This window comes from Streptomyces sp. NPDC001902, from assembly GCF_042891295.1.
Lineage (GTDB): Bacteria > Actinomycetota > Actinomycetes > Streptomycetales > Streptomycetaceae > Actinacidiphila.
The window spans coordinates 45,839-64,024 of sequence record NZ_JBIATA010000006.1 but is presented as its reverse complement, the minus strand read 5'-3'; the positions used below and the strand labels follow the sequence as shown (position 1 = coordinate 64,024).

Sequence of the window (18,186 nt, the reverse complement as noted above, 5' to 3'; positions counted from 1 at the left end):
GACATGTCGGAGAAGGCCAGGGCGTAGCCGATGACCGGGAGCAGGCAGATCATCCCGAGGGTGAGGGTCGCCCGCACGGACCAGAGCGACGCGGCGAGCGCGGGCGCCGCGGGCAGCAGGCGGGTGAAGGGTACGTCCTGAGGGGTGAGGATCCCAGGACCCCGATGACCGCGGTCAGGACGGCGGGGGACAGCAGAACGGGGTCCTGTCGCCGCAGGTTCGACCACATCGTCCGATACCGGGCCAGAGCGCTCATGGCTGGATCGTAGGCGATCCTTGATCGCACCCCGCGGGTGCGACATCTGATGCCGCGTCCGCCCCGTGACGCCCTTCGCGGGTCCGCGGAGGGCGCGCGTCCTTGGGCTGGTGTCCCCCCACCTGCCGCGGTGTTCCGCCGGTGGGCCCCGCGCATATGGGTCAGAAGGGAGGTTCGAGATCGCCGCCGCCAGGACCACCTGGTAGGGCGGCACGTCGGGCTCGAGGGGCGCCCCGGCGCTGGAACGGCTCTCGTGCATGGGCCGAACCTGGACCAGGCCGCTGACACGACTCCCCTTGCGGGCCGGTCGTTCGGACTGCGGTCCCGCGCGAGCTATGGACGGGACGGCGCCCCGACTTCCGCTTCCGCGAGCGCATCGGACACCAACAGCGGGGCGAACTGTCGCATCGTGAGGTGTGCGCGTCGTCCGCCGCGACCGTCAGTATCCGGTCCTCCAGGGGGCGTCAGGGGTGGCCCGTGCTGACCGTGTCCTCGCCGTGGTCGCGCATCATCTTCACGGGTCTGCCGGACCGCCGCGGACCCGGTCCGGCGAACGAGGTCATCCAGTAGGGTTCCGACGCCGTGATCACTCCCGCGCAGCAGGATCGCTCCATGGCGGCAACGCCTTCGCGCGCGGTAGTGGGGAATCGCTGGAACTCACTGCGAGAACATCCCAGGTGACGGGCACGGCCGAGAAGTCGGATATGGAGGGTTTTCGACCCAATGCGAAGGGGTTTACGATGACCGAATTTTCTGCGGGTTCGGAGCCGAACGCCTGCTCCGCCTGGGCCGTTGTCGACTGGTTCTCCGATGCCCTCGACAAGACCTATTTCGAGGAGAAGTTCGTCGGCAACATGTCGGCCCTGGCGGTCAGCCCCGAGGGACGTGTGGCCGCCCTCGCGGACCGCTCCTTGCTCTTCCACCTGGACGCCGCCACCCACGAGCCCGTCGATGTCGTGGCGCTGTACGACGAGAACGGGAAGGAGACGGACTTCGAGGCCCTGGTCTTCGATGAGGACGGCACGCTCCTGATCGCCTCCGAGGAACCGGCCGTTCGTCGCTACACCCCGGAGGGAAAGTTCATCGACAGGCTGCCGGTGCCGGACAGCCTCCTCCTCGCGCCTGCGGGCCGGGCCGTGGTCAACGAGACCTTCGAGGGCCTCGCCATGCAGCCCGGCGGCCTCACCCTGGTGGCGTCGATGGAGGGCGCGCTGAGGGGTGACGAGAGCGCCTACGTGCGTTTCCAGGCGTGGAAACGCGAGACGACCGGCGACGAGTTCCGGATCGGCGTGCAGTGGGGCTACGTGCGAGACAAGGGCCTGTTGCTGTCGGACATCTGCGCGTCCGGTGACGGCAGGCTCCTCGTTCTGGAGCGAGGCTTCGACAAGAGCGTCGGCAATATCATCCGGGTCTATCTCGCCGACCCGCGCGAGGCGGACGACATCACCCACGTCGAGAAGCTGTCCGGCCAGGACGACGTTTCCCTGATGAACAAGACCCTGCTGGTCGACATGGTCAACTGCCCGCCGCTCGGAGCCACGAACAAGCAGTCGCAGGCCAACCCCCTGCTCGGGAACATAGAGGGCATGACGATCACCGGGACCGCTCCGGACGGCCGTTTGAAGGTCCTCATGGTCACTGACGACAACCAGAGCGCCATGCAGACCACCCGACTGTACGGGATGACCATACGGTTGCCCGAGCTCTGAGTCCCATGCGCCCGGTCCGGGAGCGGGCGTGCGGAGGCGGACGACATGGCATCGGGCACGGGGCCCGGCGAGGGACGGCGCATCCGGACTCGGCGGGAAAGGAGCCCCGGGCTGCTTGCCCGGGGCTTTCCGCTGGAGCGGGTGACGGGGATCGAACCCGCGCTGCGTCCGCCGGGCGCCGTGGGTGCCCCACGGCGCCCGGCGGACGCGAGCGGCGTCACTCCACGAAGTGGCCCGGGCCGACGACCTTCCACTGGCGGGTGTGCGGGTCCTCGATCGAGGTGTAGGGGGCCTGGAAGACCAGCACCTGCTCGGTGGAGCGCTTGATGGTCCACAGCTCGGGGGTCCTGCCGGAGCGGTCCCAGGCGATGGCCTGGCCCTCGACGTCGGGCAGCTTGACGGTCGCCACCCAGCGCAGGTCCGAGCCCTCGGACGGGACGTCCATCACGTAGGCCTCGTCGTAGTCGTGGCCGGTGATCCACAGCCGGCCGTCGGGGCCCCACGAACCTCCGGAGTTGCTCATGGGCCGGATCTTGTCCAGGAGTTCCTGCGGCAGCGTCCAGGCCTCCACGACGCGGAACCGGTCGTCGAGTTCGACGATCTGCGTGTTGTCGGTACCGCCGTACGGCTCCGTGGAGCCCGCCGGGGGCTTGTCGTAGTTGGCGAAGGCCGCCCACCACGCCCCGTCGTGCCGGTCCAGCCAGGTCAGCGAACCGCGGTCGATGCCGAAGCTGAAGGTGTCGATGTGCTTCATCGTCCGGGTGTCGAACACCTCGACGGAGCTCTTCTCGGGCGTGGTGTTGTAGTTCGAGGTCGCCGCGTACAGCTTGTCGCCGACCACGGTGGCGCTGTCCATGTGGATGATCGGGCCGTCGGCGTCGCCGACGAACTGCAGGAGAGGTCTGCCGGTCGCCTTGTCGTGCTTGGTGATGGTCTGGTTGTTGACGGCGTAGAAGTACTTCCGGTCGACGGCCACACCCTGCCGCGCGTCGAAGGCGGCGAAGGTGTGCCGGAGTTCGGCCGTGTACTCCGCGGGGGCCGCCTTGGCGACCGCCGGGGTCGAAGCCTCGGCGGATCCGAGGCCCGTGGCCGCCATGAGTGCCGCCGCCGCAAGGCAGGCTGCCGCGGCTGAAGCGATCTTGGTCCGTACGCGCATGGTTCCCCTCGGTGGATCCGGTGGCAGGGCAGGGTTCGACCCTGACGCGGCCGAAGATCGTCCACGCGAACTCCGGGGGAGCGGAGGGTGAAGGACAGACCGCCGACCGCTGCGCACCGCCCGGCTTCTCCGCGTCCGCGACCGCCCGCGCACGGGGGCGGTGTCGGTGCCGGGTGGGAGACTGCCCGGCATGATCGAACCGAATCCCAAGGCGGACCTCCTCCGGTACCTGCAGGACGCGCGGGACACCCTGCTGTGGAAGATGGACGGGCTGTCGGAGTACGACGTCCGCCGCCCCCTCACACCCACGGGGACGAACCTGCTGGGGCTGGTCAAGCACGCCGCCGGTGTGGAGCTTGGCTACCTCGGCGACACCTTCGGGCGGCCGTTCTTCGATGCGGAGCGGCCCTCCTGGTACCGGGAGGACGCGGAGGCCAACGCGGACATGTGGGCCACGGCGGACGAGACGCGCGAGGAGATCACCGGGCTGTACCGCCGGGCCTGGGAGCACGCGGACGCCACGATCGAGGAGCTGCCGCTCGACGCGGTCGGCCACGTCCCGTGGTGGCCGGAGGAACGCCGTGCGGTGACCCTCAACCACGTCCTGGTCCGCGTGATCGCGGACACCCAGCGGCACGCCGGCCACGCCGACATCCTCCGCGAGCTGATCGACGGCAGCGTCGGCTTCCTGCAGGGCAACGACAGCATCCCCTCGGACGACCGGGCCTGGTGGGAGGAGTACCGCGCCCGGCTCGAGCGCGTGGCACGCGAGGCCGGCAAGTGATGCGAGCGTGCCGGCCGGTGTGCTCACTACGCTGGCGGGATGACGATGCACAAGATCGGCCCCGTGAGTGTCGACGCGATGATCGAGGACCTCAGGACGCTCGTCGAGGTCGAGTCCCCCTCACGTGACGTCGACGCCCTGACGGCATCGGCCAAGGCCGTCGTCGGCGTCATCGAAAGGCGCCTCGGCGGCCAGGCCGTCTGCGTCGAGAGCCCCGTCGGGCCGCACGTCCGCTGGTCTTCCGGGGGCGACCCCAAGGTGCTGATCCTGGGACACCACGACACGGTGTTCCCGCTCGGCACCCTCGCACGGCGCCCGTTCACCGTCGCCGGCGGCCGCGCCACCGGCCCCGGCGTCTTCGACATGCTGGGCGGTCTCGTGCAGGCCGTCCACGGTGTGGCGCTCCTGGAGGACCGGTCGGGCGTCGAGATCCTGGTCACCTGCGACGAGGAGGTCGGCTCCGCCCACTCCCTGGCCCTCATCGAGGAGCGGGCCCTCGCCTGCGGCGCCGTGCTCGTCTTCGAGGGCGCGGCCGAGGGCGGGGCGCTGAAGACGGGCCGCAAGGGCTGCGGCACGTTCGAGGTCACCGTCACCGGCAGCGCCTCGCACGCGGGACTGGAGCCCGAGGCCGGGGTCAACGCCCTCGTCGAGGCCGCGCACCAGGTGCTGGCCGTCGCGGCGCTCAGCCGGCCCGAGGCCGGTACGACCGTCACCCCGACCGTGGCGTCGGCGGGCACCGTCGACAACGTGGTGCCCGCCGAGGCGACCGTCGTCGCCGACGTACGGGTCGAGACGGCCGAGGAGAAGGAACGCGTCGAAGCCGGCTTCGCCGCTCTGACCCCGCACCTGCACGGAGCCGCCATCTCGGTCCGCGGCGGCGTCCGGCGGCCCCCGATGCCGGAGTCGGCGTCCGCGGCGCTCTTCGCCCTGGCGCAGCGGTTGCTGCCCGGCATCGAGGGCAGGGCCGTCGGCGGCGGGAGCGACGGCAACCACACCGCCGCGCTGGGAGTGCCGACCCTCGACGGTCTCGGAGCGGTCGGGGGCGGGGCGCACGCCGACCACGAGTACGTGGTGGTCGACGCCATGGCCGAACGGGCGACCCTCGTCGCCGGCCTGGTGCACGCCATCCGGAACGCGTAGCCGCGGGGCCCTGTCGCCGCCGGTGTCACGGACACGGGAGCTGTCCGGTCATGCAGGTAGCTGACGACCGCCGTGCGCGCCGGCGCACCGGGGCGGATCGACACCACTGCGGGAGGGAATGGCGATGCGGACGGTGGACCTCGGCGGTCAGGGACTGCGCGTGCCGGTGCAGGGCCTGGGTGCGATGGGCATGAGCGTGGACTACGGGGCGGGGGACGAGCGGGAGTCCGTGATCACCCTCAACCGCGCGGTCGACCTGGGCGTCACGTTCATCGACACGGCCGAGTCCTACGGCCCCTTCGAGAACGAGAGGCTGATCGCCCGCGCCCTCGGACACCGCCGGGACGAGGTCATCCTGTCGACGAAGTTCGGCCTCGACTTCGCCGACGACGGTACGCCCGGTCCCCTCGACGGCCGGCCGGAGCACGTCCGCCGGGCCGTGGAGCGTTCGCTGCGCCACCTGGGCACGGACGTGATCGACCTCTACTTCATGCACCGGGTCGATCCCGGGACGCCCGTCGAGGACACCATCGGCGCGATGGGCGAACTGGTCACCGCCGGCAAGGTCCGCTACATCGGGCTCTCCGAGGTCTCCTCGGAGACCATCCGCCGGGCCCATGCCGTCCACCCCCTCACCGCGGTCCAGTCGGAGATGTCGCTGTTCACCCAGGACCTGCTGGACAACGGCCGCAAGGCGACGATGGACGAACTGGGCATCGGCCTGGTCGCCTCCTCGCCCATGGGCCGCGGCTTCCTCAGCGGGGCCATCCGCAGCGTCGACGACCTGGCGCCGGACGACGCGCGGCGCGGACTGCCCCGCTTCTCGCCGGAGAACATCGCCGCGAACCTCGTCCTGGTCGAGCGCGTACGGGAGATCGCCGAGGCACGCGGTGCGACACCGGGCCAGGTCGCGCTCGCCTGGGTCAACGCGCTGGGCGCCGTCGCCATCCCCGGTACGAAGCGGCGGAAGTACCTCGAGGAGAACGCCGCGGCGGCCGACCTCGTCCTGTCGCGGGACGAACGCGCCGCGCTCGGAGCCGCCGTCCCGGCCCGGGAGGTGAGCGGCGCGCGCTACACCGCGCGGGCGCTGGAGTCCACCAACCGCTGACCGACCGACCGACCGACCGAGCGCCGCGGCGGGGGGGGGCCCGCCCCCCGGGGCGGCGGGCGCGCGGCGGCGCCGCCCGGGGGACGCGGGGGCCGGGGCGGGCCGCCCCCGCGGCCGGGGGCACGCCCCGCCGCCGGCGCCCCCCCCCCCCCCCCCCCCCCCCCGCCCGGGGGGGGCCCCCCCCCCCCGGGGCCCCCCCCCCGCGGCGGCTCCGTGCCCGGATCAGAGTCCGGCGAGCACCGCGAACGGGTCGGCCGCGCCGCCATTGTCGACGGCGGCGATCCGCCGCCGCAGGGTGAACGCGGCGCCCGGTTCGATCGTCACCTGACGCTGGGTCATCGCCCATATCCCGCAGGCGTAGACGGTGAAGCCCGGCTCGTCGTAGAGCAGCCCGTACGTCTGACCGTCGGAACCGGTCATGCCCACCCACGGCGCCGTCGGCTCGAAGTCGGCCGGGGCGGAGGCGGTCACGGTGCCGTGCCCCGCGACGCCGCTGCGCTGGCCGGCGCCGTCGTGGTCCAGCACGTCACCCAGCCAGAAGGTGCGGGACTGCGTTCCCCGGTTGGTGAAGACGCTCTCGGCGGTCACCCAGGGCTCGCCGTCGCCGATCGTGAACGTCGTGACCACCTCGACGTCGGGGACCTGGGTGCTCGCCCCGGTGGCGCGCGCGGAGGCGACCGGGCCGCCCGCGGCGAGCACCTCCAAGGCGGTGGACCGCACGGTCAGCTGCTGCCAGGCGTTGCTCCCGCGCGGCCGGGCCGCCGAGGCGTACGGCAGGTTCATCCAGTCCAGCTGGTCGAGGTGACCCACGGCCGCGAGGTCCAGCGGCTTGCCCAGGGTGACCCCGGACAGCTGGGGGTCCTGGGAGCCCGCGGAGACGGCCAGCGACAGCATGCCGTTGGACAGCGTGACGTCCGTGGCCGCCGCCTGCGACTGCGGCCCGGGCACCGCTCGGCCGGTGCCGGCCCGTACGGCGGCACGCGTCAGGGCCACGTCGCCCCGGGTCTGCGCGCCCGCGCGCACGGTGGCCGTGGCGGTCGCCGGTTCGTAGCCGACGCCGCCCACGGCGACCGCGTACTGTCCGGGCGGCGCGAAGGCCAGGTACTCGCCGGTGGTGTCGGTGGTGACGGCCGCGAACCGGGTGCCGTCCGCCGCCGTGACCGTCACCTGGACGTTGGCGAGCGGCTTGCCGGTGACCTTGTCGGTGATCCGGCCGACCAGTCCGTCGCCGGCGTCGATCCGCCGGGCCCCGGGGCGCCCGTCGCACACTTCGAAGGCGGCGATGGTGAAGGCCGGGGAGGCCGCGTCGTCGCCCTTGAGGACGATGCGCAGGTCGGCGCGCCACCGGTCGCGGGTCACGTCGCACATCACGTAGCCGCGGTAGGTGCCGTTGTAGAACTTCACGTGCGGGTTGGCGACGAGACCCGCCCGGACGTCGGCGTCCCAGCCGGCGCCGGAGGAGATCGACGTGCCGACGAACTCGGTGGCGACGACCGGCGCGTGCGGGTCGTCGAAGTCGCTCTTGAGGTCGTTGACCCAGTGGGTGTGCCAGTCGCCGCTGAGCACCACCGGATTGGCGACGTCACGGTCGGCGAGGAAGTCGAGGATACGGGCGCGGGCACCCGCGTACCCGTCCCACTGGTCGAGGTTGACGATCTTCCCCGGGCCGAGGTCGTAGTCGAAGGCGGCCATGATGGTCTGCTGGGCGATGACGTTCCACCGGGCCTTGGAGCGGTCCAGGTTGCCGAGCAGCCACTTCTCCTGCTCCGGGCCGGTCATCGTGCGCTCCGGGTTCCAGACCTCGGGGCCCGGTTCCTTGCGGCCGTCCCCGTACGCCTGGTCGGTGCGGTACTGGCGGGTGTCCAGGACGCTGAACTCGGCGAGCTTCCCGAACCGCACCTGACGGTACATCAGCGCGTCCGGGCCGGTGGGCCGCTGCTCGGGGCGCAGTGGCAGGTGCTCGTAGTACGCCTGGTAGCCGTTGGCCCGGCGCTCCAGGAAGGGACGGCCGTCACCGGCGCCACCCGGCACGTCGGCCGCGTAGTTGTTCTGGACCTCGTGGTCGTCCCAGGTGACGAAGAACGGGAACCGGGCGTGGGCCGCCCGCAGTTCGGGCGAGGTCTTGTACAGGGCGTGCAGCCGGCGGAACTCGGTGAGGCCGCCGTCGGTCGTCTCGTAGATGTAGTCGCCGAGGTGGAGGACGAAGTCGAGGTCCTGCTCCGCCAGGTCCCGGTAGGCGGGGTAGGCACCGCCCGTCCACGACTGGCACGACACGAACGCGAACCGCAGCCGCTCGGCCTTCGCCCCGGGCGACGGCATGGTCCGCGTGCGGCCGGTGCGGCTGCGGACCTCGCCGTACTGGAAGCGGTACCAGTACCAGCGGTCGGGGGCGAGGTCGTCGACGACGACGTGCACGGTGTGCGCGGACTCGGGCAGCGCCGTCACCGCGCCGCTCGCGACGACCTTCCGGAAGGACTCGTCCTTCGCGACCTCCCACCGCACCTCGACGGGCGTCGCGGGCATGCCGCCGGTCTCCGCGTCGAGCGGGTCGGGCACCAGGCGGGTCCACAGCACGACGCTGTGGTGGTCCGGGTCGCCGGAGGCGACGCCGAGGGAGAAGGGCGCGGGGTCCAGTTCCGCGGCGCGCGCGGAGAGCGCCTGGGTCAACTGGCCCGCGGCCAGGACCCCGAAGGTGCCCCCCGCGAGGGCGAGGAAACGGCGGCGGTCGAGGGTGCGCAGTGCAGGGGTGGTGGTCACGTCCCAAGATCGTGCAGCAGCCGTACGGCCGGGCGGGTGTCGCTGCGGGGAAGGGACGGTGTCCAGCACATGTCGGGCGCGGGCGGTGTCGGGCCGTCGGCGTCGTTCGACGGGCGGGGTGCCCCGGCGCGGTGGCCGGCGGCGGCGTTGCTACCGTGGCGGCGTGCCACTCCTGGGACCGGCTGATCCACTGCCCCACCGACCGCGGCGGGTGCTCGTCGCCGGCACGTCCGGCGCGGGCAAGACGACGCTCGCCGCTCGTGTTGCCGCCGCGCTGCAGGTGCCGCACGTGGAGATCGACGCGCTCTTCCACGGCCCCGGCTGGACCAGGCGCCCCTCGTTCGAGGCCGACGTCCACCGCTTCAGCGCCGGGCCCGGCTGGGTGACCGAGTGGCAGTACGGCTCGGTGCGCGCCCACCTCGCCGCCCGCGCCGACGTGCTGCTCTGGCTGGACCTTCCCCGGCGCCGCGTCATGCGCCAGGTGATCCGGCGCACCCTGGTGCGTCGCCTTCGCCGGCAGCGGCTGTGGAACGGCAACGTCGAGCCGCCCCTGTGGACGATCCTCACCGACCCCGAGCACATCGTCCGCTGGGCGTGGACCACCCACGGCAAGACGGCGGCGCGGGTGTCCCAACTGCTGTACGAACGGCCGGAGTTGACCGTGGTGCGCATCCGGAGCCACATCGAGGCGGCCCGCTGGGCGGACGGGCCGCTGCGGGACTCCGTCATCACGCGGCCGTAGGACTGTCACCGAGCCGTCGTCATGGGGTCACGGTTCGTCTCAGCATGGCCAACTCATAGCCTGAGCACCCTGGTTGGCGCACCATGGCATGTGCGCGCGGCAAGCGGCGGTCGCCGGTCGTCAAGACGGTGCGAAGAGTGCGAAGGGGTGGGTGGGAGTGGGCTTACGCAGACCGGTGCTGCTGGCGGCGGCAGGGGCGCTGCTGCTGGCGGGGTGCACGAGTGAGGGGAAGCAGGGCGAGGGCGCCACGACGCCGTCGGGGGCGAGCCCGAGTGGGCGGAGCACCCAGAGCCCGGCCGCCTCGGCGTCGGCGGTGAACGACCCGTACACGCTGGCCGAGAGCGCGGCACCCAGGACCCGGGCGCAGGCGGCCGACTTCGTCCGCGGGCTGACCGTGCGGCCGGACTACTTCGGCTCGGGATACCGCAAGCGCGAGCCGTACGAGACCGGCCCGGCGACCTGGACGGTGCTGGGCGAGGACTGCGTGTGGCGGCGCGAACCGCTCGCGGGCACCGTCCTGGCCAGCCTGACCCGCTCCTTCGTCCGGCCGGACGCCGACGGCAACGACGGCAAGGGCGCGGTCCACGTGTCCCTGACGGTCACCGTGCACAGCTCGGTGGTCGGCGCGCGCCGGGACATGGCGGTGTCGCTGGAGGAACCCCTGCGCTGCCCCAAGCAGCAGCTGAACGCCACGGAGTGGGTGCAGGGCATGGCCTCGCGGGGCGACCCGTACGACGAGCAGCGGAACGCCACGTCCGACGACGACCTCATCGAGTTCGGCGAGTACGTGGTGGACGGCGACGGGGAACCGCGCCGCTTCGACTGGTTCAAGCACCGGCTCGGCCCGGTGACGGTGGCGGCGACCGTGCGCCACGCAGCCGGCGCCGACGAGGCCGAGAAGTCGAAGGTCACACAGGCCGCGCTGGCAGGGGTCACGTACGTCACCGCCGACATCGACCGGCTCGGCGCCGTGCAGGCGAAGGAGGCCGGGGTGTCCGGCGACGAAGCGGAGGGTGCGGGCGATGAGTGAGCCGATGCGTCCGACCGACCCGGCGTCCGTCGGGGGCTTCCGGCTGCTGCGGCGGCTCGGCGCCGGCGGCATGGGCGTGGTGTACCTGGGGCGCTCCGAGGCGGGCGCGCTGGCCGCGGTGAAGGTGATCCGGGCGGAGAGCGCCACCGACGACGAGTTCCGCGCCCGGTTCGCGCGGGAGGCGCAGCTCGCGGCGCGTGTGGAGAGCCCCTGGGTGGTCCCCGTGCTCGGTGCCGACGCCGCGGCGCACGAGCCGTGGCTGGCGACCGCCTTTGTGCCCGGCCCCTCGCTCGGCGAGGCGGTGGCCGAGCACGGCCCCCTGCCGCCGTCCGCGGTACGGGTCCTCGGGGCCCTGCTGGGCGAGGCCCTGGCCGCCGTGCACGAGGCCGGTCTGGTCCACCGCGACGTCAAGCCGGGCAACGTGCTGCTGGCAGTCAACGGCCCCCGGCTGATCGACTTCGGCATCGCACGCGCCGCGGACGACACCGCGATCACCGCCTCGGGCCTGGTGATCGGCACCCCCGGGTTCCTCTCGCCCGAACAGGCCCGCGGAGAGCAAGCGGGCCCCGCCGGTGACGTGTTCGCCCTGGGCTGCGTGCTCGCGTACGCCGCCACCGGCCGCCCGCCGTTCGGCACCGGCGCGCCCGACGCCCTGCTCTACCGGACCGTCCACGACGAGCCCGACCTCGACGGGGTCGGCGGCGAACTGCGCGAGGCCCTCGACGCATGCCTGGCCAAGGACCCGCAGGCCCGGCCCACTCCGCAGGAGCTGCTGCGGCGGCTCTCCGAGGACGGTCCCGGGGACGCCGCCCCGGAGCGCGCCGTCCCCGAGGGCGCCATCGCGTCGCCCCCGGCCTGGCTGCCGGACGCGGTGGCCCGCACGGTCGCCGCACGCTCCGCCGAGATCCTCGCCCTGCCGGCCGTCGAACCCACCGTGGTGGACGAGCCCGGCGACACCCCGTCGGTGCCCCGGCAGCGGCTCACCTCCCGGCGGCGGCTGTTGGCCGCCGGAGGGGCGCTGCTGCTGGTGGGCGGCGGCTCGGGGGCGGCGCTGTGGGCCGCGGGACGCGACGACCCCGAACCGAAACCGGCCGCCGCCGCCAGGCCCTCGTACGTGCTCGGGGTGCAGGTCACCCGCGGCGGGCCGGACGCGGGCCTGGCCACCACCTGCGAACGGGCCGCGCGGCTGGCCGTGGCCGAGCACAACGCCAACCCCAAGCGCGCGTTCTCCGTCCGCGTGCGCGTCCTCGACGACGGCGGGACCGTCGACCGGGCCGTTGCGGTGGCCCACGACTTCGCCGCCGACCGCGACGTGGTGGCCGTGCTCGGCCCGACCGGCGAGATGACCCTGCGGGCCGCCTCGCGGGTCTACGCGGCCGCGAAGCTCACGCACGTCTCCAGCACCACCGGGCAGAACGACTACTACGTCTCGTCCCCGGACGTCACCTTCCAGACCGGCGCGCCCCACCAGGCCGAGGGCACCGCGATCGCGCTGAGCGCCTTCGTGACCGGCAAGCTGGGCCGTGCCGGGGTGGTCATCGACCGGTCCGGCGGGTCCGTCATGCACGACCAGGGCGGTGTGCTGGTGACCCAGTGGCGCGACACCCTCGGCGGGGAGGTCGTGCCACGCGTCGTCGCGGAGGGTTCGGGCGACGGCCCGGCCGCGGTCCGTGACCTGCTCTCCCGCGACCTCGACGACTTCGTCTACCTGGGGCCCCTGGAGGCGACCGTCGACGCGGCCCGGCAACTGGCCCGGGCGGGCTTCACCGGCCGGCGGTGGATGTCCCACCTGCTCTACGGCTCGGACTTCCCGCGCCTTGCGGGTGCCGCCGGCGAAGGCTGGTACGCCGTGACGCCCGCCGTCGACCCGGCGGCACTCCGGACCGAGGAGGCCGGGCGCTTCACCGCCGCCTGGCGGGACCGCTACGGAAGTACCCCGGAACCGTACGCCACCGAGGCGTACGACAGCGCCCGCATGCTGCTGCAGGAGTTCGCCCGCACCGTGCCCACCGCAGGAGGGCGCCCCGCCCGGCCCGCGCTCGCCCAGCGGCTCGCCAAGGCCAGCTACCAGGGTGTCGTGCGCAGGTACACCTTCAACGAGTACCACCAGTACGCCACCACGACGCAGAACATGGGCAGCGAGACGTACGTGCACCAGGTGCGCGACGGACGCTTCCAGCAGATCGGGCCGATCTTGCCGAAGCAGGAGAACCAGTAGGGCCATGGACCAGCTGCTGCCCGCCGACCCGGCGTGGATCGGCGGGCACCGACTCGTGGCGCGGCTCGGGGCCGGCGGAATGGGTGTCGTCTACCTGGCGCGCTCACCGCACGGCGCCTGGGTCGCGCTGAAGGTGATCCGCGCCGAACACGCGGAGGACCCCGGCTTCCTTGCCCGGTTCCGCCGCGAGACGGAGCTGGCGACCCGTCTGTCGAGCCGCTGGACGGTGCCCGTGCTCACGGCCGACGCGGACGCCCGCTCGCCCTGGCTGGCCACCGCCTACGTACCCGGCCTGCCCCTCAACGAGGCCCTCGCCCAGCACGGGCCGTGGCCGCCCGCGCAGGTCCGTACCCTGGCGGCCGCGCTGGCCGCGGCCCTGGACGACGTGCACGGCGCCGGCCTGGTCCACCGCGACGTGAAACCGGCCAACGTGCTGCTCGCCGCCGACGGGCCGCGCCTGATCGACTTCGGCATCGCCAGGGCCGTCGGCGCGACCGCGCTCACCACGGACGGCACCGTCATCGGCTCACCCGGCTACCTGTCCCCGGAACAGGCCCGCGGCAGGCCCGTCGGACCCGCGAGCGACGTGTTCTCACTGGGCTGCGTGCTCGCCCACACGGCCACCGGCAGGGCCCCGTTCGGCACCGGGGGCGCCGCCGCGGTGCTCTTCAGGACCGTGCACGAGGAACCCGACCTGACCGGCCTGCCCGGCGAACTCGACGCACCCCTGCGGGCCTGCCTCGCCAAGGACGCCGGCGGACGCCCCACGGTGGCGGAACTGCGCGGCCTGTTCGGCGCGTTCGACCCGCGGTCGTGGCTGCCCGGCGGACTGCCGGCGGTGGTCGCCGACCGTGCCGGTCGCGTCCTCGACCTGCCGGTGCCCGAACCGACGGAGCTGTCCGCCGCCGGCCCCGGCCCGCATCCGCCGGCCCCGGCGTCCACGGAGGCGGGGACCTCCCGGCGGCGGCTGCTCACCGCGTCCGCCGCGCTCGGCGTCGGCGCGATCGGCGGCGGCACCGCCTGGTGGCAGTGGGGCCGGTCCCGCGGGACGGGCGGGACCGGGAAGCGCACGCTGCCGACCCGGGTCATCGGCGTCCTCGGCGACCGCTCGGCCGCGGCCGTCGTGGCCCAGGAACGCGGAGCGGCCATCGCGGTCGCCGAGCACAACGCCCGTACCGGCCGGTCCTTCGACCTCGCGCTGCGCACCGCCGACGACCGGGGCACCGCGGCCGGTTCCGCCGCCGCTGCCGCCCGGCTCGTCGCCGACCCCGACGTGCACGCCGTCATCGCGGCGGGCACCAACCAGGCCGTACCCGCGGCCGTTCCGGTCTGCAGCGAGGCCGGCGTCTGCCTGCTGGTGACCCGCGCCGACACCGAGGAGCTCAACGTCGTCCACACGACCACCGCCCTCGTGCTGCGCCCCACCCGCACCGCCGGACCAGGCGCCGTGGTGCGCTACCTCAACCGCGTCGTCCGGCCCCCGCGCACGGTCGTCGTCCACGACCTCGCCGACGAGGAGGAGGGCCTGCCCACCGTCCAGATCGTCACCGTCCACGGCAAGCTCGACGGCACCGTCGACGTCCTGGAAGTGGCCGCAGGCAAGGGCTTCACCGCTGCCGCGCGCACCATCGCCGCCCGCCCCGGCGACGCCGTCCTCTTCGCCGGCGTCACCCCCGCCCGCGCCGCCGCCTGCGCGAAGGCCCTGCGCACCGCCGGTCACCGCGGCGTCCGCGTCGCCGACGAGAACGTGCTGTCCGCGTCCTTCCTCCGCGAAGCCGAGGGCTGGTGGATCGGCACGGCCTACGACGACGCCTCCGCGGACCCCCGGACCCGCGCGTTCGCCACCGCGTACCGCACCCGCCACCGCAGCGACCCGGGGCCCTGGGCCGCCGAGGCCTACGATGCCGTCCGCTTCGCCGCACACGGCCTCGCCGCCCGCACCGGCGACGACCGCGAATCGCTGCGCGGGGAACTCCTGCGCGCCCCCTGGCAGGGCATCACCCGCCGCCTCAGCTACGAGAGCCAGTCCCAGTTCCTGGAGACCGGCCAGGACGGCGGATGGTTCCTCTACCACGTGGAGGACGGCGGGGCCCGCTTCGTCTGCCGCCACGACGACATCGGCAAGAGCACATGAGGGCCGGCGTCCGGCACCCCTGGCCGTCCCGGCGGTTCCCTTGTGCCGGGCCGTCAGCGCGCGGTGCCGTCAGCGCGCGGTGCCGTCACCCCGGATGCCGGGGCGGTAGCCGAGACAGCGGGAGGCCTCCTCGGCGGCCTCGACGACGCAGGGGGCGAGCCGGCCCACGTCGGCCGGGGTCAGCCGCTGCGTCGGAGCGCCGATGCCCAGGGCGGCGGCCAGCTCGCCGGTGCTGCCGAAGACCGGGGCACTGATGGACGCGGCGCCGATGTCGCGTTCCTCGAATGAGGCGGAGAAGCCGTTGCGGCGGATCTCCTCCAACTGGTCGTCCAGGAGGTCGATGTCCACCACGGTGCGCGGGGTGTGCCGGGTGAGGCCGTGGCCGACCGCGTCCCGGCGGGCGGTGGGGTCGAAGGCCATGAAGACCTTCCCGGCAGAGCCCGCGTGCAGGGACATCACCATGCCCACCGCGAACATCCGCATCACCACGTGGTGGGCCTCGGCCAGCGACACCACGGTGCGGTGGGCGCCGTCGCGGACGTAGAGGCAGGCGGTCTCCCCGGTCCTGTCCCGCAGCCGCTGCAGGGCGGGCCGGGTCAGCCGCACCATGTCCAGGCCGAAGGTCCCCGGCGCCGCCCACTGCACGAAGTGCAGGCCGATGCGGTAGGTGTCACCGTCACGGTCGAGGAAGCCCTCCCGCAGCAGGTTGTGCACCAGGCGCTGGCAGGTGCTCGCCGGCAGGCCGGTGGCCCGGGTGATCTCCTGGAGGTTGAGCTCGGGGCGCTCGATGGTGAAGCACTCCAGGATCTGACGGATCTTCTGCAGGACCAGCAGCGGCGCGGTCCCCGCCTTCTCGCCCATGCGCATCACCGCGTCCTTCCGGCCCCGGCCAGGCCCTTCCCGTACGGGGCCTCACCGTACGTCAGCCGGCGCGACCCGGGTGCGCAGCGGCGCGGGCGCGGCCGGCACCGCGGACAGCGCGGAGTCGAGCCGGTGCCCGAGCAGCACCCGCAACTCCTCGCGCAGCGTGGTGAGACGGCGGACGTCGACCCCGGTGGCGATGCCCGCGTGGTGGCAGAGGTTGACCAGGTCGTCCGTCCCCAGGTTCCCCGCGGCGCCGGGGGCGAACGGGCAGCCGCCGATGCCGCCGAGTGACGCGTCGAAGCGCCGTACGCCCAGCCGCAGCGCCTCCCAGACGTCGGCTGACGCCATCCCGTAGGTGTTGTGGAGGTGCAGGCCAAGGGGGAGTTCGGGCAGCGCGTCGCGGACGGCGGTGACGGTGCGCCGGATGTGCCAGGGGCTGGCCGCGCCGATGGTGTCGGCGAGATGCAGCACGCGGATGCCGAACCCGTCGAGCCGCCGGGCCAGTTCCACCACGGTGCGGGGGTCCGTCTCCCCGTCGAAGGGACAGAGGAAGGCGGTCGCGATGGTGGCCTCCAGCCGCACCCGGTAGGCCCTCAGCACCTCCACCGCGGGCTGCAGGCGTTCCAGTGCCTGCTCGCGCGGCACGCCGGCGTTGGCGCGGCTGTGGCCGTCGCTCGCCGAGACGGTGAGCCGCACGTCGCGCGCCCCGGCCGCGATCGCCCTGCGCGCGCCGCGTTCGTTGAACACCAGCGTGTGCAGCAGCGCGGACTCCCCGGGCCGTAGCCGGGCCACCAGCCGGTCGGTGTCGGCCAGCTGCGGAACCTTCTCCGGGTTGACGAAGGATCCGATCTCCAGCGAGGGCAGCCCGGCCTCCAGCAGCCCGTAGGCCAGCCGCAGCTTGTCCACGAGGGGGAGCACGGCGGGCTCGTTCTGCAGCCCGTCGCGGAGCAGCACATCGGTGATCACCACCTGGTCCGGCGTGGCGGTCACCTCACACCACCCCCTGCGCGCGCAATTCGGCGCGGCGGTCCGCCCCGATGCCCAGCTCGGCGAGGACGGCATCGGTGTGCTCGCCCAGGTCCGGGCCGAGCCGGCGTGTGCCGCCGGGTGCCTCGGCCAGCTTCGGGACGACGCCGGGGAAGACCACGTCCTGGTGCCATCCGGGGGCGATGGCCACGCGGTGCCGTTCGAGCATGCCGCGCGCGGCGAAGTGCGGGTCCTTGGCGATCTCGGCCGCGGTGTAGATCGGGCCGGACGGGATCTCGCCCTCCTCCAGGCGCTGCAGGACCTCCTCGTACGGCAGCCCGCCGGTCCAGGCCGATATCGCGGCGTCCAGTTCGGCGGCGTGCCGCACGCGTCCCGCGTTGTCGGTCAGGCGCGGGTCGGCGGCCAGTCCGGGCCTGCCGATGACGGCCGCCAGGCGCTTGAAGACCACGTCGCCGTTGCCGCTGATCACCACGGACACGCCGTCCCGGCACTCGTACGTGTTGGACGGCGCGGCGCCGGGCAGGGCGGCGCCGGCGCGTTCCCGTTCGACGCCGAAGGCGTCGTGGTCGGGGGTCAGGGACTCCATCAGGGAGTACACCGCCTCGTACAGGGCGACGTCCACGACCTCCCCGCGCCCGGTCGCGGCGCGGCGGTGGAGCGCGGCCAGGGCGCCGACGACGGCGTACAGACCGGCCACGGAGTCGGCGAGGCTGATGCCCACCCGGGTCGGGGGGCGGTCGGGGTCGCCGGTGAGGTGGCGCAGTCCGCCGACGGCCTCCGCCACGCCGCCGAAGCCGGGGCGGTCACGGTAGGGCCCGGTCTGGCCGTAGCCGGAGATGCGGACCAGGATCACCGCCGGGTTGACCTCCCGCATGCGCTCGGGGCCGAGGCCCCAGCGTTCGAGCGTGCCCGGGCGGAAGTTCTCCAGCACCACGTCGGCGCGGGCGATCAGGGCCAGGGCCACCTCGCGGCCCTCCGGGCGCCGCAGGTCGAGCGTGACGGAGCGCTTGTTGCGGTTCATCGCGCGGAAGAGCAGGGAGGTGTCGCCCTCGTGCAGCCGCCAGCGGCGCAGCTCGTCCCCGACGCGCGGCCGTTCGACCTTGACGATGTCGGCGCCGAAGTCCGCCATGAGACGGCCGGCGGACGGGGCGGCGATGAAATTGCCCAGCTCCAGGACCCGCAGCCCCATGAGAGGGCCGGACGGCGCTTCGCTGTCCTGTTCGAAGGGTTCGGGCATCTGCCATCACCTCGCAGACCCATATCGTGATGTCCACTTCCATGATGTGGGTCAGGACTACTCG

The 18,186-nt window shown here is 73.6% G+C and carries 13 protein-coding genes; 8 read left to right on the top strand and 5 right to left on the bottom strand.

The genetic code is table 11. The annotated features are described in order from the left end of the window. Positions 1–996 precede the first annotated feature (996 nt). Positions 997–1,965 (top strand): esterase-like activity of phytase family protein, encoded by a 969-nt coding sequence (locus ACFYYN_RS12915; RefSeq protein WP_500545772.1) that lies wholly within the window; start codon positions 997–999, stop codon positions 1,963–1,965. 217 nt (positions 1,966–2,182) lie between these two features. On the opposite strand, the gene ACFYYN_RS12910 is transcribed toward ACFYYN_RS12915, so the two are convergent. Continuing rightward, positions 2,183–3,121, bottom strand: coding sequence for a hypothetical protein (locus tag ACFYYN_RS12910; protein WP_500545771.1), 939 nt, complete (start codon positions 3,119–3,121; stop codon positions 2,183–2,185). 190 nt (positions 3,122–3,311) lie between these two features. Here ACFYYN_RS12910 and ACFYYN_RS12905 point away from each other — a divergent pair, with 190 nt between their 5' ends. The 3 genes from ACFYYN_RS12905 (at position 3,312) to ACFYYN_RS12895 (ending at position 6,153) form a co-directional block, all read left to right on the top strand. Continuing rightward, a complete protein-coding gene (locus tag ACFYYN_RS12905) occupies positions 3,312–3,905 on the top strand; it encodes a DinB family protein (RefSeq protein ID WP_500545770.1) in 594 nt (197 codons plus the stop codon). Positions 3,906–3,944: 39 nt separating this feature from the next. Then, positions 3,945–5,045, top strand: a complete 1,101-nt coding sequence (locus ACFYYN_RS12900; protein ID WP_500545769.1) for a M20 family metallopeptidase — start codon at positions 3,945–3,947, stop codon at positions 5,043–5,045. Between the two features lie 124 nt (positions 5,046–5,169). Further along, positions 5,170–6,153, top strand: a complete 984-nt coding sequence (locus ACFYYN_RS12895) for an aldo/keto reductase (RefSeq protein ID WP_500545768.1) — start codon at positions 5,170–5,172, stop codon at positions 6,151–6,153. Positions 6,154–6,375: 222 nt separating this feature from the next. Here ACFYYN_RS12895 and ACFYYN_RS12890 read toward each other — a convergent pair whose 3' ends face one another. Beyond that, positions 6,376–8,910, bottom strand: coding sequence for an alkaline phosphatase D family protein (locus ACFYYN_RS12890; RefSeq protein WP_500545767.1), 2,535 nt, complete (start codon positions 8,908–8,910; stop codon positions 6,376–6,378). 163 nt (positions 8,911–9,073) lie between these two features. Between ACFYYN_RS12890 and ACFYYN_RS12885 the strand changes: the two genes are divergently transcribed. From ACFYYN_RS12885 to ACFYYN_RS12870, 4 genes are all read left to right on the top strand, one after another. Further along, positions 9,074–9,652, top strand: a complete 579-nt coding sequence (locus ACFYYN_RS12885) for a P-loop NTPase family protein (protein WP_500545766.1) — start codon at positions 9,074–9,076, stop codon at positions 9,650–9,652. A 157-nt stretch (positions 9,653–9,809) separates the two neighbouring features. Then, the gene (locus ACFYYN_RS12880) at positions 9,810–10,682 is read left to right on the top strand and encodes a hypothetical protein (protein WP_500545765.1); all 873 of its coding nucleotides are present in this window, start codon (positions 9,810–9,812) and stop codon (positions 10,680–10,682) included. Beyond that, positions 10,675–12,900 (top strand): bifunctional serine/threonine-protein kinase/ABC transporter substrate-binding protein, encoded by a 2,226-nt coding sequence (locus tag ACFYYN_RS12875; protein WP_500545764.1) that lies wholly within the window; start codon positions 10,675–10,677, stop codon positions 12,898–12,900. The genes ACFYYN_RS12880 and ACFYYN_RS12875 overlap by 8 nt, the downstream gene beginning before the upstream one ends. Positions 12,901–12,904: 4 nt before the next feature. Beyond that, entirely contained in the window at positions 12,905–15,034 is a 2,130-nt protein-coding gene (locus ACFYYN_RS12870; protein ID WP_500545763.1) for a bifunctional serine/threonine-protein kinase/ABC transporter substrate-binding protein, read from the top strand. Positions 15,035–15,103: 69 nt separating this feature from the next. On the opposite strand, the gene ACFYYN_RS12865 is transcribed toward ACFYYN_RS12870, so the two are convergent. From ACFYYN_RS12865 to ACFYYN_RS12855, 3 genes are read right to left on the bottom strand one after another with little or no spacing between them, the layout of a single operon-like run. Next, on the bottom strand, positions 15,104–15,901 hold the full coding sequence (locus ACFYYN_RS12865) for an IclR family transcriptional regulator (RefSeq protein ID WP_500545762.1): 798 nt from the start codon (positions 15,899–15,901) through the stop codon (positions 15,104–15,106). Positions 15,902–15,946: 45 nt separating this feature from the next. Beyond that, the gene (locus tag ACFYYN_RS12860; protein WP_500545761.1) at positions 15,947–16,888 is read right to left on the bottom strand and encodes a hydroxymethylglutaryl-CoA lyase; all 942 of its coding nucleotides are present in this window, start codon (positions 16,886–16,888) and stop codon (positions 15,947–15,949) included. A gap of 1 nt (position 16,889) precedes the next feature. After that, positions 16,890–18,122 carry a CaiB/BaiF CoA transferase family protein gene (locus ACFYYN_RS12855; protein WP_500545760.1) on the bottom strand — a complete coding sequence of 411 codons (1,233 nt, stop codon included), beginning with the start codon at positions 18,120–18,122 and terminating at the stop codon, positions 16,890–16,892. Positions 18,123–18,186 lie beyond the last annotated feature (64 nt).

Coding starts and splice junctions, on each gene's coding strand:
- ACFYYN_RS12915 (WP_500545772.1), top strand. CDS start 997: ATGACCGAATTTTCTGCGGGTTCGGAGCCGAACGCCTGCTCCGCCTGG.
- ACFYYN_RS12855 (WP_500545760.1), bottom strand. CDS start 18,122: ATGCCCGAACCCTTCGAACAGGACAGCGAAGCGCCGTCCGGCCCTCTC.
- ACFYYN_RS12865 (WP_500545762.1), bottom strand. CDS start 15,901: ATGCGCATGGGCGAGAAGGCGGGGACCGCGCCGCTGCTGGTCCTGCAG.
- ACFYYN_RS12905 (WP_500545770.1), top strand. CDS start 3,312: ATGATCGAACCGAATCCCAAGGCGGACCTCCTCCGGTACCTGCAGGAC.
- ACFYYN_RS12910 (WP_500545771.1), bottom strand. CDS start 3,121: ATGCGCGTACGGACCAAGATCGCTTCAGCCGCGGCAGCCTGCCTTGCG.
- ACFYYN_RS12875 (WP_500545764.1), top strand. CDS start 10,675: ATGAGTGAGCCGATGCGTCCGACCGACCCGGCGTCCGTCGGGGGCTTC.
- ACFYYN_RS12900 (WP_500545769.1), top strand. CDS start 3,945: ATGACGATGCACAAGATCGGCCCCGTGAGTGTCGACGCGATGATCGAG.
- ACFYYN_RS12895 (WP_500545768.1), top strand. CDS start 5,170: ATGCGGACGGTGGACCTCGGCGGTCAGGGACTGCGCGTGCCGGTGCAG.
- ACFYYN_RS12870 (WP_500545763.1), top strand. CDS start 12,905: ATGGACCAGCTGCTGCCCGCCGACCCGGCGTGGATCGGCGGGCACCGA.